This window comes from Rhizobium sp. F40D2, from assembly GCF_051810745.2.
GTDB lineage: Bacteria > Pseudomonadota > Alphaproteobacteria > Rhizobiales > Rhizobiaceae > Rhizobium.
This window is the reverse complement of the sequence record NZ_JBPWQX020000004.1, coordinates 63,995-80,539: the sequence shown is the minus strand read 5'-3', so window position 1 is coordinate 80,539 and position 16,545 is coordinate 63,995. Positions and strand designations below refer to the sequence as shown.

Annotated in this window: 16 protein-coding genes and 3 pseudogenes; 3 read left to right on the top strand and 16 right to left on the bottom strand. The window is 60.2% G+C overall.

Going from position 1 to position 16,545, the window contains the following annotated elements; genetic code table 11:
• Positions 1-84 precede the first annotated feature (84 nt).
• From ACS4RS_RS28925 to ACS4RS_RS28880, 10 genes are all read right to left on the bottom strand, one after another.
• Complete coding sequence (locus ACS4RS_RS28925) at positions 85-954, bottom strand: alpha/beta hydrolase-fold protein (protein WP_439012419.1); 870 nt, start codon at positions 952-954, stop codon at positions 85-87.
• Between the two features lie 236 nt (positions 955-1,190).
• Positions 1,191-1,916 carry an ATP-binding cassette domain-containing protein gene (locus tag ACS4RS_RS28920; RefSeq protein WP_439012418.1) on the bottom strand — a complete coding sequence of 242 codons (726 nt, stop codon included), beginning with the start codon at positions 1,914-1,916 and terminating at the stop codon, positions 1,191-1,193.
• Entirely contained in the window at positions 1,894-2,553 is a 660-nt protein-coding gene (locus ACS4RS_RS28915; protein WP_439012417.1) for an ABC transporter permease subunit, read from the bottom strand. Before ACS4RS_RS28915 ends, ACS4RS_RS28920 begins: the two co-directional genes overlap by 23 nt.
• Positions 2,550-3,221, bottom strand: coding sequence for an ABC transporter permease subunit (locus ACS4RS_RS28910; RefSeq protein WP_439012416.1), 672 nt, complete (start codon positions 3,219-3,221; stop codon positions 2,550-2,552). Before ACS4RS_RS28910 ends, ACS4RS_RS28915 begins: the two co-directional genes overlap by 4 nt.
• Before the next feature lie 79 nt (positions 3,222-3,300).
• The gene (locus ACS4RS_RS28905; protein WP_439012415.1) at positions 3,301-4,086 is read right to left on the bottom strand and encodes a transporter substrate-binding domain-containing protein; all 786 of its coding nucleotides are present in this window, start codon (positions 4,084-4,086) and stop codon (positions 3,301-3,303) included.
• A 4-nt stretch (positions 4,087-4,090) separates the two neighbouring features.
• Positions 4,091-4,840 (bottom strand): GntR family transcriptional regulator, encoded by a 750-nt coding sequence (locus ACS4RS_RS28900; protein ID WP_439012606.1) that lies wholly within the window; start codon positions 4,838-4,840, stop codon positions 4,091-4,093.
• 207 nt (positions 4,841-5,047) lie between these two features.
• Positions 5,048-5,818, bottom strand: a complete 771-nt coding sequence (locus tag ACS4RS_RS28895; RefSeq protein ID WP_439012414.1) for an ATP-binding cassette domain-containing protein — start codon at positions 5,816-5,818, stop codon at positions 5,048-5,050.
• Between the two features lie 12 nt (positions 5,819-5,830).
• Entirely contained in the window at positions 5,831-6,490 is a 660-nt protein-coding gene (locus ACS4RS_RS28890) for an ABC transporter permease subunit (RefSeq protein WP_439012413.1), read from the bottom strand.
• A 5-nt stretch (positions 6,491-6,495) separates the two neighbouring features.
• Positions 6,496-7,158: an amino acid ABC transporter permease gene (locus ACS4RS_RS28885; RefSeq protein WP_003591525.1), complete on the bottom strand. Its 663-nt coding sequence runs from the start codon at positions 7,156-7,158 to the stop codon at positions 6,496-6,498.
• 131 nt (positions 7,159-7,289) lie between these two features.
• Positions 7,290-8,129: a transporter substrate-binding domain-containing protein gene (locus ACS4RS_RS28880; protein WP_439012412.1), complete on the bottom strand. Its 840-nt coding sequence runs from the start codon at positions 8,127-8,129 to the stop codon at positions 7,290-7,292.
• A gap of 106 nt (positions 8,130-8,235) precedes the next feature.
• Between ACS4RS_RS28880 and ACS4RS_RS28875 the strand changes: the two genes are divergently transcribed.
• On the top strand, positions 8,236-8,421 hold the full coding sequence (locus ACS4RS_RS28875; protein WP_439012619.1) for a hypothetical protein: 186 nt from the start codon (positions 8,236-8,238) through the stop codon (positions 8,419-8,421).
• A gap of 83 nt (positions 8,422-8,504) precedes the next feature.
• Here ACS4RS_RS28875 and ACS4RS_RS28870 read toward each other — a convergent pair.
• Positions 8,505-9,304: pseudogene (locus ACS4RS_RS28870) on the bottom strand (DUF1217 domain-containing protein); the annotation flags it as partial.
• A 26-nt stretch (positions 9,305-9,330) separates the two neighbouring features.
• Positions 9,331-9,978 (bottom strand): TetR family transcriptional regulator, encoded by a 648-nt coding sequence (locus ACS4RS_RS28865; protein WP_439012411.1) that lies wholly within the window; start codon positions 9,976-9,978, stop codon positions 9,331-9,333.
• A gap of 164 nt (positions 9,979-10,142) precedes the next feature.
• Between ACS4RS_RS28865 and ACS4RS_RS28860 the strand changes: the two are divergent.
• Positions 10,143-10,581: pseudogene (locus tag ACS4RS_RS28860) on the top strand (DDE-type integrase/transposase/recombinase); the annotation flags it as partial.
• Positions 10,582-10,994: 413 nt separating this feature from the next.
• Here ACS4RS_RS28860 and ACS4RS_RS28855 read toward each other — a convergent pair.
• Entirely contained in the window at positions 10,995-11,243 is a 249-nt protein-coding gene (locus ACS4RS_RS28855; protein ID WP_439012410.1) for a plasmid stabilization protein, read from the bottom strand.
• 254 nt (positions 11,244-11,497) lie between these two features.
• On the opposite strand from ACS4RS_RS28855, the gene ACS4RS_RS28850 reads away from it, so the two are divergent.
• Positions 11,498-13,315, top strand: coding sequence for a methyl-accepting chemotaxis protein (locus ACS4RS_RS28850; protein WP_439012409.1), 1,818 nt, complete (start codon positions 11,498-11,500; stop codon positions 13,313-13,315).
• Positions 13,316-13,342: 27 nt separating this feature from the next.
• On the opposite strand, the gene doeB is transcribed toward ACS4RS_RS28850, so the two are convergent.
• From doeB to eutC, 3 genes and pseudogenes are all read right to left on the bottom strand, one after another.
• The gene (gene doeB, locus ACS4RS_RS28845) at positions 13,343-14,350 is read right to left on the bottom strand and encodes a N(2)-acetyl-L-2,4-diaminobutanoate deacetylase DoeB (protein ID WP_439012408.1); all 1,008 of its coding nucleotides are present in this window, start codon (positions 14,348-14,350) and stop codon (positions 13,343-13,345) included.
• A gap of 7 nt (positions 14,351-14,357) precedes the next feature.
• Positions 14,358-15,539, bottom strand: a complete 1,182-nt coding sequence (gene doeA / locus ACS4RS_RS28840; RefSeq protein WP_439012407.1) for an ectoine hydrolase DoeA — start codon at positions 15,537-15,539, stop codon at positions 14,358-14,360.
• A gap of 84 nt (positions 15,540-15,623) precedes the next feature.
• Positions 15,624-16,544, bottom strand: a pseudogene (gene eutC, locus ACS4RS_RS28835) (ectoine utilization protein EutC); the annotation flags it as partial.
• Position 16,545 lies beyond the last annotated feature (1 nt).

Below are 16,545 nucleotides of genomic sequence, written 5' to 3'. Positions count from 1 at the left end.
TCCAGCGGGACGCGATCGTCTGACCGCCGGGATCGTGCCCGCCGACGAAGCCTTGACAAAGAACGTCAGTAGAACAGGACGATTTTAGCCTCCGACGGCGAACGCAATGCTGACCGCACGGTTAACAGCCGCCGCAAGAACGGACATGTGGGTCTGGCCGGCATAAAGCTCGAATTCGGCACGCAATCCGTCGGCCGTGCCGCTTAGTCGCTCCGCCATCTCCTGCGCCAGGAGGATGGTCCGCTCCGATTTCCTCTTCTCCAGGCGGATGGCGGCATCGTCGTTGCGATGCTGAAAGGGTGCCAGCTCGTCGCCTTCATATTCTCCGGCGGACAAATGCAGGAAGGCCGCATGCCCCGGTATGAGTTGACGTCGCGCCTCATTATTGAGGATTTCACTGTTCTCCCAATAGATGGTTGGGCTTGCCGCAATCCAATTGGCAAACAGATCCGGACGCTCGAACAGCGCATAGAGGGTAAAGAGACCACCGAAGGAATGCCCGAAAAGCGATCGGCGCAGCGGATCCAGGGTCACCATCTCCGCAATCCGCGGTATCAATTCGCTCTCGATGAAATTCACCAGTTCACCGGTCCCTCCGATGACAACCGGGGGACCGCCCTCAACAAAGGGCGGATAGGATTTGACCGGCGGAGGGCCGAGATCCCAAGACCGGCGGAGGGCGTCATAGGGCTCGTCCGATGGGTAGCCGATCGCCGCGATCACCCCCCAACCGACATTCGTGCCGCTGGGATAAGGTGCCTGCGTGACCAGGCTGGCAACCGCGAAGGGGAAAGTGGCGTTGCCATCGGTCATAATAAGAAGCGGCCATCCTTCCACCGGCGGTTTCTCCACCGGAATGGACAGGAATATCCGATAAGGCTCGCCGCCTGCGGCCGGAGCCAGATCGAAAAACCGCGTTCCGGGGATTGAATAGGCACCGACAGGAGTAGTCATGAACGTTTTCTGATGTTTGGATATGAGGACAGGAGAAGGCGAACTGATATATTCCTCCTAATCGATGATGAGCGGCTGCCCCGTCGGCGGATCTTTTTCTTAAAGACGCAGCGGCCACGCGGAAATTTACCACGATCTTCGTAAAATGGCTGAAGGTCCGATGGCCGGCGTCTTGATCAGCATCGCCCGATTGATCTTCCTGGGACGCTCGCCGGCACACTTTCGAGCGACATGCGTTAGTTGACGCCGAAAAACTGTTTCAGCTCGGCAGTCTGTGGATTGGCGAAGACTTCCTCCGGGACGCCAACTTCGTGGACTCGGCCCTGATGCATGAAGACGACGCGGTTGCAGACGTCGCGGGCAAACTTCATCTCGTGCGTGACCATCAGCAGCGTCATTCCCTCGGCGGCAAGCTCGCGCACGACGGCCAGAACCTCAGCAACCAGCTCCGGATCGAGCGCCGAGGTGATCTCGTCGCAAAGAAGCGCTGTCGGCTGCATGGCGAGTGCGCGGGCGATGGCGACGCGCTGCTGCTGGCCGCCCGAGAGCTCGTCCGGATAGGCCTCGAACCTGTGACCCAGCCCCACTCGCTCCAGCATTTTGCGGGCGGTGGCCTCGGCTTCGGTCTTCGGGGTCTTCTTGACCACGGTCTGCGACAGCATGACGTTGCCTCCGACCGTCAGGTGCGGGAAGAGGTTGAACTGCTGGAAGATCATGCCGACCTTGAGCCGCAATGCCTTCAGATGCACTTCGTCATCGACGAGCTGCGCGCCGGCCACGGAGATGGAGCCGTCGGTGATGCTCTCCAGGCCATTGATGCAGCGAAGCAGGGTCGATTTGCCCGAACCGCTTTTGCCGATAATGGCGATGACCTCGCCGGCCTCCACATCGAGATTGATGCCTTTCAGCACCTCGGTGGTTCCGAAGCTTTTGCGGACTTCAGTGATTTCGATGAGCGACATTGAGCTTCCTTTCCAGGATCTGGCTGCTTTTCGACAAAGGCCAGCAAAGGGCGAAGTAGATGAGGGCGACGAGCCCGTAGACCGTGAACGGCTGGAAGGTCGCATTGGTGACCACGGTGCCGGCTTTCGACAGTTCGACGAAACCGATGATCGAGGTCAGCGCCGTACCCTTGACGATTTGAACGGAGAAACCGACCGTGGGCGGTATGGCAACTCTCAGCGCCTGCGGGAGGATGACGTAACGCATTTGCTGCAACCGCCCCATGCCGAGACTGGCGGAAGCTTCCCATTGGCCCCTCGCAATCGATTCGACGCAGCCTCGCCAGATTTCGGCGAGGAAGGCGGCACTCCAGAGAGTGAGCGCTAATCCCGCAGCAAGCCAGGCCGGTACGTCGATGCCGAAGAGGCCGAGACCGAAAAAAGCGATGAAGAGCTGCATCAGCAGAGGGGTGCCCTGGAAAAGTTCGATATAGTAATTCGCCAGCACCTTGAATCCCTTGCGCTTGCTGATGCGCAGGAACAGCAGCCCCAGTCCGACCGCCCCGCCGCCGGCGAACGAGACGAGCGAAAGCAGGATCGTCCAGCGGGTGGCAAGCAGCAGGTTGCGCAGGATGTCCCAGAGTGTGAACTCGATCATCGTGCTTCTCTCCTCGGGAAAATCAGGCCGCCGATCACGCCCAGTACCTGCCGCAGCAGGATCGCCATCACCAGATAGATCGCTGTCGAGACGATGTAGGCCTCGAAGGCGCGGAAAGTTCGCGATTGTATGAAGTTCGCGGCAAAGGTCAGATCCTCAGCGGCGATCTGCGACACGACCGACGAGCCGAGCATGACGATGACGACTTGCGACGACAGCGACGGCCAGATGCGCTGCAGCGAAGGCGCGAGAACCACATGCCGGAAGGTTTCAAAGCGGGTCATGGCAAGGCTCTCGCCTGCCTCGAACTGGCCCTTCGGCGTTGCCTGGATACCGGCGCGGATAATCTCGCAACTATAGGCGCCAAGGTTGACGACCATTGCAAGGTTGGCTGCCGTCAGTTCGGAAAGGTGGAGGCCGAGCGACGGCAGACCGAAAAAGATGAAAAAGAGCTGGATGAGGAAGGGCGTGTTGCGGATCAGCTCGACATAGGCCGCAACGAACGGCTTCAGCCAGGCCGGCCCGAGTGCCCGCACCCAGGCGCAGAAAATGCCGAGCGAAATGCCGAGCACCCCGCCGACCGCGACAAGCTCCAAGGTGATCAGAATGCCCTTGATGATCTCAGGGTAATATTGAAGCAGCCAGCCGAATTCGAAATGGTAGCTCAAGGCATCTCCCCTTTTTCCGCGACGGAGCGCATGTCATCCCGCGGGGCGCGCGGGAGACATGCACAAGATCCAGGCTTGCTTACAGATCGGACGGCAGATCGGCGCCGAGCCACTTCTGCGATATCGCGTTCAGCGCGCCGTCGGTTTTGGCGGCGGCGACAATGCCGTTCACCTTCTCCAGCAGGGCGGACTGTTCCTTGTTGAGGCCGATGTAGCAAGGCGAGTTCTTGATCAGGAATTTGAGCTCAGGGCGCTTGGGAGGATTCTTGGCGAGGATAGCAGCCGCCACGACATTGCCGGTGGCAACGATGTCGACCTGGCCGGACAGGAATGCCGAGATGGTGCCGTTATTGTCCTCATAACGCTTGATCGTCGCGTCGGTTGGCGCGATCTTCGTCAGTTCGAGATCCTCCACCGCGCCGCGCGTGACGCCGATGCTCTTGCCTGCGAGATCTTCTGCCTTGGCCACCGCAAGATCGGCCGGTCCGAACACGCCGTTGAAGAAGGGCGCGTAGGCGACCGAAAAATCGATCACCTTTTCGCGCTCCGCATTCTTGCCGAGGCTTGATATGACGAGATCGACCTTGTTCGTCTGCAGATAGGGGATGCGATTGGCGCTGGTGACCGGCACAAGCTCGGCTTTGACGCCGAGCTTTTCGGCAATGAGATTGGCCATGTCGATATCATAGCCCATGGGCGCCATGTCGGTGCCGACGCTGCCGAAGGGCGGGAAATCCTGTGGGACAGCGACGCGCAGCGTGCCGCGCGCCGTGATATCGGCGAGGGCATCGGCGTGAGACGGCGCATTGAACCCGAAGGTCGCGGCCAGGGTGGCGATTGCGAAGAAGACTCGTCTTGTCAGCATGTGTTCATTGCTCCTTTGAGGTTGTGGCTTTTAAGTCTGGCTGTTGGGAGACGGCGGACGCGGTCTTGGGCGGCAGCGACAGGGAATTGCGCAGATCCAAAAGCGGATCTGGTCGTGCCGTGAGGTCGAGGCCCATTTCGACTTCATCAAGGTGTTCGACGGAGAGCGCCGCAGCTTTGACGAAGTCGCCCGCCTGCATGGCCTCGAAAATCCGGCAGTGCCCCTCATGGGACTGCATCGCATGAAATTCAGATTGATAGAGCATCGAGATGAGGATGGTCCTTGCAGTCAGGTCGCGCAGGATATCGACGATGATGGCGTTCCCGCTCAATTCCGCGATGCGGATATGGAAATCACCCATCAGATAAGTCAGTCGTTGGCGGTCGCCCGCCGCCATTGCATTTCTCTCCTCGTTCAGATGCGCCTCGAGCGCCTTGCGGCCCTCCTCCATGAGCACGCGCATGCTGCGCAGCAAGCCGGCCTCGACGATACGCCGCGCTTCATAAACCGCGATCGCATCTTCGGCGGACGGCTCGACGACAAACCAGCCCCGCCGGGGGCTGACATGCACGATACCGCGGGTCTCCAGGCGCATCATGGCTTCACGGACGCGGGTTCGGGACACACCGAAGAGCGTCGCCAGCTGATTTTCGCCAAGCCGCGTACCGGGCCGAATCCTGGCAGACAGGATGCCGGAGACAATGGTTGCTTCGATGGATTTCTGGTTGGCCTCGTATGTGTGGCTATCTTGCATACAAGGCAGAAAGCAAAGCCCATGCCAAAATCCCGTGCTCAGGATTTTCAGCATGTCTCGGATGCTTTGCGCAAAATATGCCTGCCGGGGATGCAGACTGAACGTAATTTAAGCGAGATGGCCCTCGCCGACTCGATCTCTGGATCTCCGATCCAACTAGCGGCGCCGGCGCCCGACGACGCCGCGCTGCCGCACACCTCGGCCGTCTTAGTTGAAACTCGAGGTCTTGAGGAATTCCGCCAGCCGTTCGGTCTTCGGCCGCACGAACATTTCCTTCGGATCGCCCTCCTCGCAGATAACGCCCTGGTTCATGAAGATGACGCGGGACGAAACCTCGTAGGCGAAACGCATCTCGTGGGTGACGAGCAGCATGGTCATGCCGTCGGCGGCAAGCCCCTTGATGACCTGCAGCACCTCGCCCACCAGTTCGGGGTCGAGCGCCGAGGTCACCTCGTCGAACAGCATCAGCCGCGGCGACATGGCGATGGCGCGGGCGATGGCGACGCGCTGCTGTTGGCCGCCGGAGAGCTGACCGGGATAGTGGTTCGTCCGGGCGGCAAGGCCGACCCGGTCGAGCCACTTTTCCGCGACGGCCCGGGCGTCCGGCTTGGTCATTTTCTTCACCTTGACGAGGCCGAGCATGACGTTTTCGGCCGCACTCATATGCGGGAAGAGATTGAACTGCTGAAAGGCCATGCCGGTCAGCGCGCGCTGGCGGGCAATCTCTTTCTCGCCCTTGCGGCGGCGGGTTGCGCCGTCGATGCGGTAGCCGATCTCTTCGCCATCGAGGCTGATCGTACCGCCCTGGAATTCTTCCAGCATGTTGACGCAGCGCAGCAAGGTGGTCTTTCCGGAGCCTGACGAGCCGATGATGGAAATGACCTCGCCTTCCTCCACGGCGCAATCGACACCTTTGAGGACTTCGTGGACGCCGTAAGTCTTGCGCAGACCCTTGATGTCGAGAATGGTCTTGGCCATCGGGGGAACTCCTCAGGACGGCAGGGCGGTCTTGCGCTCGACATATTTGCCGAAGTGCTCGATGCCGTAGTTGACAATGAAATAGAGACCGCCGGCCAGGAAATAAAACTGGAGGCTCATGAAATTGCGGGAGATGATCTCCTGCGTGCGTAGGAGCAGCTCCGCGACGCCGATGACGGAGAGCAGCGTCGAGGCCTTCACCATTTCGGCCGCCGTATTCACCCAGGCCGGCAGGCACTGGCGCATGGCCTGCGGCCACAGCACCGAAGTGAAGGTCTGAGTAAAGGTCAGGCCGATCGCCTTGGCGGCTTCGGTCTGCCCCTTCGGGATCGCCTGCAGCGCTCCACGGACGATTTCTCCGACATGCGAGGAGCAGAAGATCGCAAGGGCGAGCACGCCTGCGGAGAACGGCCCGAGATCGAGCCCGACGGCGGCGGAGACATAATAGCTTGCCAGCACCAGCACGAGCACCGGCGTGCCGCGGATGATATCGGTATAGGCGCGCACGATCAGACGCAAAACAACGCCGCCATAAACGAGCGCCAGGCCGACGAAGACGCCGAGCACGGACCCTGCGAGAATGGCCAGCAGAGAAATCGACACGGTCACGCCGATGCCGTGGATGATGACGTAGCGGGCGATCCAGAGTTGTTCGAGAAAGGTGTGGGACATCGGGTCTATCTCGGCAGGGCCAGACGGCGCTCCACGAAGCGCATCACGGCAGCGATGAGGAAACAGGTCGCGACATACAGGGCGGAGGTGACCATCCAGGTTTCGATGACGCGGAAACTTTCGACGTTGATCTTGCGGGCGGCAAAGGTCAGTTCCGGCACGGCGATGGCGGCGGCAAGCGAGGTGTCCTTGAACAGCGAGATGATCGTCGAGGACAGCGACGGCAGCACGTTGCGCAGCATCAGCGGAGCGATGATGGAACTGCGGATCTGCATCCCCGTCAGGCCGATGGCGAGGCCGGCCTCGGTCAGCCCTTTCGGGATCGACAGCAGGCCGGCGCGGAACACCTCGGCCAGATAGGCGCCGGAATAGAGGGATAAAACGAGCACAAAGCTTTTTATCTTGTCGAGGCGCAGGCCCATCTGCGGCAGCGCGAAAAAGGCGAATAGCACGAGGACGAGAATCGGCAGGTTGCGAATGACCGTCACATAGACCCGCGCCGGCACCACCGCCAGGCGGTTTTTGGACGTCAGCGCGAAGGCCACGACGAGGCCGATCACGGCCCCGATCAGGATCGAGATCACCGCCAGGCCGAGGCTGAGCGCAAGCCCGCTCAACAGAAAATCGAAATTGCGCCAGACGGCACCGAAGTTCAAAGTGTAACCCATGCGGGCCGCCCTTTCAGACTAACGCATCGTGCACGATGCGCAGATTCAAAGTGTTACAGCGTCCTTTGTGCGTCTGGAAAGACGCGCGGCGCTGCAGCGGAGCGGGAGACAGGTCCCGCTCCGCATGGCCGTTATTTGAACTCGACGGGGAAGCCGATCTGCGGCGGCGTCAGCTCCTTGCCGAACCAGGTCTTGAAGGACTTGGCGTAAAAGTCGAACTCGACGCCAGTCATGGCCTCGTGCAGGGCAGTGTTAACGAAGTTCAGCCAGTCCTGATCGCCGCGCTTGACGGCGCAGGCGTAGGTCTGCGGGTTCCAACCGTAGCCGGCGTCTTTGTAGCGGCCCGGGTTCTGCGTCATGTACCAGGCGAGCGACGACTGGTCGGTGGCGACGGCATCGGCACGTCCCGACTCCAGGGCCTGATAGATCAAGTCGACGGAATCATACTGATCGACGGTCGCCTCCGGCAATGCCGCGTGCACCATCGTCTCGGCATAGACGTTCTGGAGAACCGAGATAGTGACGGAGGAACCAGCGGCCTTGAGGGCGGCGTAGTCGCCATATTTTCCGTCCGCCTTGAGCATCAGACCTACACCCTCACGATAGTAAGGAATGGTGAACGCGACCTGCTGGGCACGTTCGCCGGTAACGGTCATGAACTGGCAGGTGATATCGACCTTATCGGTGGTGATGTTCGGGATGCGGGCGTCCGAGGACTGGTTCACATATTCGATCTTCTCAGGATCGCCGAACAGCGCCTTGGCGATGATATGGCCCATGTCGACATCGAAACCCTGAAGCTTGTCGTCGGCGCTCTTGAAGTGCCAAGGCGCGTTGGTGCTGCCCGTGCCTAGGACAAGATGGCCGCGGGCCAGCACTTCATCTAGCTTGCTGCCGTCGGCCAGTGCAGGCGTGGCGAGCAGCGCGGCGGCGGCCAGCGACATCACGGCTGTGCGAAAGGAAATAGTCATGGCGTTCCCCTTATAGATAATTCCCATTATTCCAATATAATGGACTACTGTCTGTTTTACTGGAATAGCCTATCAAGTGCCATCGAGGACAAATTGTCAATGGGTCATGCTGAAAAAACGCGCAGACGCGCAGGTGGCGATTTTTTTGGCAGCGCAGCATTTTCCTGCCGCTGCCGAGGCTGATCGCCTGGCTGCGCTCCGGCCGTTTCTGCAAACGGAAGCGAGGCTAGCTGAGACCAACTACAAAGGGCGCAGGAGCGCCGCTGCTATTTATCGGGATATTTGCTCTTGATGGACTCGCCTGCCGGCCAAGGCTGAAACCAGCCGGCTCTTTTCTATGGCGCCGCTTGCGTGACGCCAGACCCTCAGCCGGATTTCGACGACGGGTTCCAACATGGCCTGCAAGGGAACGGTGACGCCACCATCGCTGTCAAAGTTGAATGCTCTGCGAAAGGCGACGAACCGGTCATCGTCCAGGCTGTTAACATTGCTTTTGGAGTCCGTGGGATCGCTTTTGAGAATTTTCCGCACCCGGCTTCGCGAAACGCTGTCCGGATCGATGTCGAAGGCCCGCACACCCTTTCCCACATTTCCGGGAGATCGACATTGTCGTCATCATCGTCATCGTCATTAGAGACGAGGAAATCATCGATCGAGGTGACGCTGGCGATGCGCGTCGTGTAGTCATCGACCGCATCTTCCGTGTCGCCATCGGCAAGCGCGCCGTCCTCATCGAAATTGAAGGCGTCGTGCAGATCCGACAGGCCGATCGCGTCGGCAATATCGGCGCTTTTCAGCGCTGCGGAAATGAAGGTGTCGGATTCGTCGTTGGTCAGCCCGTAGGCGATCCTGAGATAGCCGACCAGCTTGTCGTCGCTCATCAACTGATCGACGGAGGTGATGTTACCAATCTCCGCCGCGAAATAAGTGTCATAGGCCTCTCCGGTGTCCGAAGAGGCAATGGTCGAAGAGGTCACCGCATAGCCGCTCGTCACCAGCGAGACTTCCGACATCGCTTCGCCGTCTCTAGAGCCGTCCCCGTTGAAGTTGAAGGCTTTCGCTCGTCAAAACCTGCTTCAGGAAACTGCGGGAGTGTAATCGGTGCTGAGACCGAAGGCCGTCAGCGCATAATTCTCCAGTCTCGAACTCGACAGGAAATCATCGACCGACTTGACAAAAGTCGAAGGATCGCTTTTCGGGGCTACGAGGCCCCGACGCCGGCGGCGAAGATTGCAATGCAGCGGCGAAGATGGGCGAGCAGTCCGGCCCGGTCGGGCCAGGCCAGGGCGCGCCCTTCCGGCGGGCCCATACCGCCGAAGATCATGTCCATCAGCATCCGGGCTCCGCTCACCGGATCATCAAGCGTCAATCTGCCTTCCGCCCGGCGATCGCTCAACCAGTCGGCGAGGTGTTGACGGCTGGCAAGCATTCCATCGCGCTGCAGAATTTCGATAAGCTCTGGAAACTGCGCCGCTTCACGAAAGACGAGCTGCAGAAAACCGGCGCGGTCCGCATCCTTCTCCTCATCCATGTCGATCATGAAGATATGTTCGAGGCTTTCGGCGATCGGAAGGTCTTCCGCGGGCCTCGGCAGGTCGAGCATCAGGCGCCGATGCGCGCCGACCACGGCGGCAAACAGCTCTTCCTTGCTCTCAAACAGCTTGTAGAGCGTCTGTTTCGAGACACCAGCCTCGGTGGCGACCACCGCAGTGGTGCTTCCGGCATAGCCGCATTTTGTAAAAACACGGCGGGCGATTTCGACGATATGCGTCCGCTTGTCCTCATCGCTGGAGACTTTCGGCCGGCCTCGCTTGCGCGGTTCATCTGCGGGCTCATTGACGCCATCCATGACGATCTAAACCGCTGTACCGAAGCGCACGCCGACGGCCCTGAAAAGCGGATTGCGATTTCTAAGGGATGAATTCTTCGGTTGTTGCATTTGCAATTTCGATTTAAAGAACTCACACGTTCTGTAATGCATTGCACCCCACCCTCTTTAGCGATGGAGCGCTTATGACGACCATCTCCGCCGCACCATCGATTCCTTCCTATTCCCATAGCAAGAACTCGACATCCACGTCCCAGGACCTCCTATCCTGTAATACGGTTTCGGCAAAAAAATCAACCGCAAGCCAGCAGCTCGGCGAAGACGCGACCAACAGCGCCGAAAAACTCATGTCCCAGCTGATGGCGCTGAAAATGAACGGCCTTAGCGGACAGTCCGGCTCCAGCGAGGAGCAGGACGGCGACATGGCGCGGGGCTTCGTCTATCTCTGTGCTGTCGTCGATGGGTTCAGTCGCCGGGTTCTGTCGTGGCGGCTGTCGATCACGATGGGAGACCGCTTTCTGCATCGAGGCAGTCGAGGAAGCGCTTGCCCGATATGGCAAGCCTGACATCTTCAATACGGATCAGGGGTCGCAGTTCACCTCCGTTCGTGAGAGATCAATGCTGCGCTCATATCCGCGCCTTGTGAGGGAGTGCCTGCCTCTTCCTGCAAATTTGCCAAAGCAAGCAGGCAAGCAAAATCGGCATACGCAATTGGTAAGGCCAACCACCGTGCACTCAGTGTTCGGTCAAACATCCACACCGGAACTTCAAGCAACCGGCATGACGTCGAACCCGAAAGGCTGCAGCGGAACACAGCAGACCCCTTGTCCGCCAAAAATGGATATGGACAAGCCGCCCAGACCAGGGATGCCACGGATATAAAAGCTCCCGAACCTCGGTCCCGTGGGTGTTCCGTCACCCTGTTGTACACCACCCGGCGCCCACATTCATCCCCTGACCGGCAGACGCCGGATCAGGCTCTGTTCAGACCAACCGAGCCACCTCTGTTTCCGAAACAATGTTGGTATCGAGAAAAATCAAAGCGCGATGCCCTTATGAACCTGCCGGCCTTCCTTGGTGACAGCCTCAAGGTCGATGTCCGTCCCGCTTTGCTGCGAGAGCCTGCCATAAAAGGACGCAGCCGGCTCTCGTCCAGCTTCGCGTATTTCGTATGATTCGAGAGCACGCTCGACAATGTCGGCTATCGAGCGATTTTCGCGGCGAGCAAGCCGGTGTGCGATATCACGCGCCTTTGCGCTTCGTACGGAAAGCTGCGGTTCGACCATTTCGGTCTCCCTTTTTGGCAATATAGCGACCGCTGCCAGGGGCCGTCAAAATGGCAATTGATAGCTTGGTACCAACAGATTCTTTGCAACACCACATCATCATCCCATTTTTGGACGATTGACAGGCAAGAAAAAGCGAGATCAGCCCGGGAGCCCCAAGAGAATTAACCATATTTCAGTGGTCTTGCGGCAGAATGCTGTACGTAGATCAGGCCTCTCACATGGAAAGGCCACAAGTTAGCTGGAGCAAAGCCTTGGCTTTTACTATCGCCCGTAGCCTGGTGGCATTTGGTGTCGCCGTTTCAGCAGGCCTTTTCATGTCGATCGGATTACAGCAATCTGCGCTCGAACGACTGAAAGTTAACGGTCCGGTTTACGAGCAAGTGGTCTATGGCAAAGATCTTATCGCCGATATTCTGCCCCCGCCGCTCTTTGTGGTCGAATCCTACATGCTGTCCTTCGAGGCGAGCAAATTTCCCGAGCTCACCGACACCAATCTTGCCAAGATCGCTAATCTCAAGGCCGCTTATGACGATCGCCGCGCTTATTGGAAGACCACCCGACTGCCGCAGGCGTTGAAGGACGAGCTTGAAAACGATGTCATCGCCAAGGGCGACAAATTCTGGGACGTGATGAACCGCGAGATCATCCCCGCCCTGACCGCCAAAGACGAGGACAAGGCGCATGGGGCGATCGAGCAGTTGCGCGTCGCCTTCCATTCGCACCAGGACGCGGTCGAGAAACTCGTCGCCAATTCCGATGCCTTCCTGAAGGGCGAGGAGCGCAATGCCGCCTCGGAAATCGTCACCTGGACGATCTATGCTGGTGGCGCTGGATTCGGATCCTTCGCTTTGTTGCTGGTCGGCCTCTATCTCCTGCGCCGCCGCGCCATTGTGCCGCTCGACGGCATGAAGGCCTATATGGGCAACCTCGCAGACGGCGACTTTTCGACCGAGGTTCCCTATGCCAGCCGTTCAGACGAAATCGGCGCCATGTCGAAGGCTGTGGCGGTCTTCCGCCGTAACGCCCTTGAGCGGCAGGAGGCGCAGAAGCGCGAGACGGCGCTTCGCGATGCGGAATTCGAACGCGAACGCAGCCAGATGGCCGAAAAGTCCGCCGAAGAGCAGGTTCGCGAAACGGTAATCGCTCAACTGACCCACGGCTTGGACCAGCTATCGCACGGCAATCTCGATTGCCGGATCGCCACACCCTTTGCCGCCGCCTACGAGACTTTGCGCGCCAAGTTCAACGACAGCATGGACGCGCTTTGCGCTTCGATGGCCGAGATCGCCCAGACCTCCAAACAAGTGGATAGCGCTTCTGCCGAGATTACGGGTGCAACCGAGAGCCTCGCATCGCGCACGGAACAGCAAGCCGCGATGCTCGAAGAGGCCACAACCGCGCTCGGCGAGATGAATGCCAAGGCGAAAGACGCCTCCGATCATGCCGGCAAGGCAACCGGCATGATGGCCGAGACCCGCAACAGCGCCGAACATTCGGCGTCCGTCGTCCGCGAAGCGATCGCCGCCATGGAACGGATCGAGGGCTCGTCCTCGCAGATTGGCGACATCGTCAACGTCATCGATGAAATCGCCTTCCAGACCAATCTTCTGGCGCTGAATGCCGGGGTTGAAGCGGCCCGCGCAGGCGAAGCCGGCAAGGGTTTTGCCGTGGTGGCGCAGGAGGTGCGCGAACTCGCCATGCGCTCGGCCAACGCCGCCAAGGAGATCAGGGCTCTGATTTCCACATCCTCGTCGCAGGTTTCCAACGGGGTGGAACTTGTCAACCGCACCGGCAAGGCGCTTCAGGAAATCGAAGGACAGGTCGAGCAGGTTGCCGAGCTCATTGCCCGGATCGTGTCTGTATCCTCCGAGCAGGCGTTCGCGATCCGCGAGATCAATGCCTCCGTCAATGCTCTCGACCAGGTGACGCAACATAATGCGACGATGGCCGTCGATACCGCTTCGGCCTGCCGCGCGCTCGGCACCCAAACGCAGACATTGGAAGGGGTCGTCAAACGCTTTCAGATCGACGCGGCAGCCAGCATGTCAAGCCCGCGTCAAGCCGCTTGACGCGCCGGTCGGGCTCCTTTCGTCGCCTCATTCGTCGACGGTTGCCACAACGGCAACGCAATCGCCTGATTTGACCAGGCCCGGGAAATGCCGGGCGCAGAGAATGCCGCTCATGCCGGCGCGGATCTCGTGGGGGACCACTCCGGTCCGCCCGGTCGGATAGATGCGGGCGATGACAGCATCCTTACTGACGGCTTCACCGAGATCGATGACGGGCTCGATCAACCCGCCCTCCTCAGCGAAGGAGAAACAGCGGCCGCCCGGCATGTCGAGCCAGGTCGTCGGACTGGCATCGACAGCACCCGCAACGATCCCGGCATGGCGCAGCACATTCATGGTGCCGCGCTTGGCAATCGCCGCACTCTTGGCCGTAGCCGTGCCGCCGCCGCCGAGTTCCGTGGTGATGAAGACCTTGCCCATCTCCTCGGCCGCGGTGTCGTACATGCCGACCGCATCGATCTCCAGCATCTTCATCGAATAGGGCGCGGCAAAGGCCGTCACATATTCCAAAGCCTGAGCCTCCTGCTGTTTGTTCGGCAGGATATGGGCCGCGCAGAACGGCAGAAAATCGAGCGTCTTGCCGCCGGAATGAAAATCAAGAACCAGATCGGCCATCGGCAGGAGCACGCGCTGGAAATAGTCGGCAATCTTCTGCGTCACCGTGCCGTCCGGCCGGCCCGGAAAGCTGCGGTTCAAATTGCCCCTGTCGATCGGCGAGGTCCGGGTTCCCGCCAAGAATGCCGGATAATTCATCGCCGGCACGATAATGACGGTGCCGTTCACCTCTTCGGCCTTCAGCGAGCGGGCAAGGTCGAAAAGCGCGATCGGTCCTTCATACTCGTCGCCATGATTGCCGCCGGTCAGCAGCGCCGTCGGTCCCCGGCCGTTCCTGACGACCGTTATCGGGATCATCACCGAGCCCCAGGCGGAATCGTCGCGGCTGTAAGGCAGCCTCAGGAAACCATGCTGGACGCCCTCGGCGGCGAAATCCACCGTCGCGCTGATCGGCGACGGCCGCAAGCCAATCTCTGTCATGACAGCCTCAATCCTTGACCATCAGCCTGCGCGGCACGTTGGCGAAGCATTCGACGCCGCTCTCGGTGATCAGGATGCTCTCGGTTGTCTCGAAGCCCATGTCGTCGAGCCAGAGGCCGGTCATGAAATGGAAGGTCATGCCGGGCTTCAATTCCGTCCGGTCGCCCGGTCGCAGGCTCATCGTGCGCTCGCCCCAGTCCGGCGGATAGGACAGGCCGATCGGGTAACCGGTGCGGTTGTCCTTGACGATGCCGTATTTCTTCAGCACCGCGAAGAAGGCGTTGGCGATGTCCTCGCAGGTGTTGCCGGGCTTGGCGACGGCAAGACCGGCCTCCATGCCTTCCAATGTCGCCTTCTCGGCGTCGAGAAAAGCCTGTGTCGGTTTGCCGAGGAAGACGGTGCGCGACAGCGGTAGGTGATAGCGGTTGTAGCAGCCGGCAATCTCGAAGAAGGTGCCCTCGCCCTTTTTCAGCGGCCGGTCGTCCCAGGTCAGATGCGGGGCGGATGCTTCGACGCCGGACGGCAGCAGCGGCACGATCGCCGGATAATCGCCGCCGATGCCGTCGACGCCGCGGGTGCCGGCATCATAGATTTCCGCGACCAGATCGCATTTGCGCATGCCAACTTCGATTTTGTCGAAGATACGGGCGTGCATGGCCTCGACGATGCGGGCGGCATTGCGCATATATTTGATTTCGGTCTCGCTCTTGACCGCGCGCTGCCAGTTGACCAGCGCAGTCGCGTCGACGAAGCGCGCATTCGGCAGATGTTTCTGCAACGCGGCGAAGGCGGCCGCCGAGAACCAGTAATTGTCCATCTCGACGCCGATCATCAGCTTGCTAAAGCCGCGCTCGGTCAGGATGCCGGAGAGGTAATCCATCGGATGGCGCTCGATCGACTGCACGTAATGATCGGGATAGCCGACGATGTTATCGTGCTTCAGATAGGTGGTGAACTTGGCGCCGTTGGCATCCTGCCCGCGGCCGAACCAGATCGGCTCGCCCTCAGGCGGCACAATCACCGCCTGGTGCACGTAGAAGGACCAGCCGTCATAGCCGGTCAGCCAGGCCATGTTCGACGGGTCGCTGACAACAAGCAGGTCGACGCCCTTCGCCTCCATGGCGCGCCGTGTCTTTTCCAGCCGCGCGGCATATTCGCCGAGCGAAAACTTCAGATTGGGCTGGGTCATGTTTCTTCCCTTCTTTTCCGTCCAGCTTTCGAATGTGGTCCCGGCGTTTGCCGCATTGGCGCGGGCAAAAGCGAGGGTGGCAATGGCGGTGTCCTGGATGCCGGTTCCCGTGAGGTCGGCGAAGGTGATCTGGTCGTCGCTCGTCCGTCCCGGCACCCTACCGGCGACGATCTGGCCGAGTTCGGCGAAGACGGCATCGGGCGCGACCAGGCCGGCGCCGATTGCGTGATGCAACTCGCCGAGACGCCGCGTCTGCTTCAGGCTGTCGGCGACATAGAGGCCGGCTTCGGCGATGACGGCCGGATCGATCTCGTTCTTGTGCTCCGCATCCGAGCCCATGGCCGTCAGATGCTGTCCGGGTTCCAGCCACCCGGCCTGAACGATCGGCGCTTCCGAGGGTGTGGTGGTCACGACGATATCGGCGCCGGAGATTGCGCGCCTTGGATCCGATATCGCAGTGACGAGAAAGCCGAGCCTTGCGGTCAGTTCCGCTGCGGCGCTCTCGGCTTTTGCGGCATCACGCGCCCATATTCGGGCTTCGCGGATCGGCCGCACCAGCGTCAAGGCTTCAAGCTGCAGCCGCGCCTGCATGCCCGCCCCGAAGACGGCGGCCATGGACGCATTTTCACGCGACAGATACTTGGCCGCGACCGCGCCGGCCGCCGCGGTGCGTATGTCGGTGAGATAACCATTGTCCAAGAGCAGTGCCTGTACCAGCCCGGTCCGGCTCGACAACAGCACCATCATGCCGTTGGTGCTCGGCAGCCCAATCTTGGGATTGTCGAAGAAGCCGGGGCTGATCTTGATCGCGAAGCTTTCGATCCCCGGGATATAGGCCGTCTTCACATCGACTTCGCCGCGATGTTCGGGAATGTCGAGTCGCAGGATCGGCGGCATGGCGACGGCCTTGGTCGCAAGCGCTGCAAAGGCCTGCTCGACGCAGGTTACCGCATCCAGGTCAAGGCCGATGATTTTCCTGAGCTCCGCTTCCGTCAGAATGATCATC

Coding starts and splice junctions, on each gene's coding strand:
- ACS4RS_RS28925 (WP_439012419.1), bottom strand. CDS start 954: ATGACTACTCCTGTCGGTGCCTATTCAATCCCCGGAACGCGGTTTTTC.
- ACS4RS_RS28920 (WP_439012418.1), bottom strand. CDS start 1,916: ATGTCGCTCATCGAAATCACTGAAGTCCGCAAAAGCTTCGGAACCACC.
- ACS4RS_RS28915 (WP_439012417.1), bottom strand. CDS start 2,553: ATGATCGAGTTCACACTCTGGGACATCCTGCGCAACCTGCTGCTTGCC.
- ACS4RS_RS28905 (WP_439012415.1), bottom strand. CDS start 4,086: ATGCTGACAAGACGAGTCTTCTTCGCAATCGCCACCCTGGCCGCGACC.
- ACS4RS_RS28900 (WP_439012606.1), bottom strand. CDS start 4,840: ATGCAAGATAGCCACACATACGAGGCCAACCAGAAATCCATCGAAGCA.
- ACS4RS_RS28895 (WP_439012414.1), bottom strand. CDS start 5,818: ATGGCCAAGACCATTCTCGACATCAAGGGTCTGCGCAAGACTTACGGC.
- ACS4RS_RS28890 (WP_439012413.1), bottom strand. CDS start 6,490: ATGTCCCACACCTTTCTCGAACAACTCTGGATCGCCCGCTACGTCATC.
- ACS4RS_RS28885 (WP_003591525.1), bottom strand. CDS start 7,158: ATGGGTTACACTTTGAACTTCGGTGCCGTCTGGCGCAATTTCGATTTT.
- ACS4RS_RS28880 (WP_439012412.1), bottom strand. CDS start 8,129: ATGACTATTTCCTTTCGCACAGCCGTGATGTCGCTGGCCGCCGCCGCG.
- ACS4RS_RS28875 (WP_439012619.1), top strand. CDS start 8,236: ATGCTGAAAAAACGCGCAGACGCGCAGGTGGCGATTTTTTTGGCAGCG.
- ACS4RS_RS28865 (WP_439012411.1), bottom strand. CDS start 9,978: ATGGATGGCGTCAATGAGCCCGCAGATGAACCGCGCAAGCGAGGCCGG.
- ACS4RS_RS28855 (WP_439012410.1), bottom strand. CDS start 11,243: ATGGTCGAACCGCAGCTTTCCGTACGAAGCGCAAAGGCGCGTGATATC.
- doeB (WP_439012408.1), bottom strand. CDS start 14,350: ATGACAGAGATTGGCTTGCGGCCGTCGCCGATCAGCGCGACGGTGGAT.
- doeA (WP_439012407.1), bottom strand. CDS start 15,539: ATGACCCAGCCCAATCTGAAGTTTTCGCTCGGCGAATATGCCGCGCGG.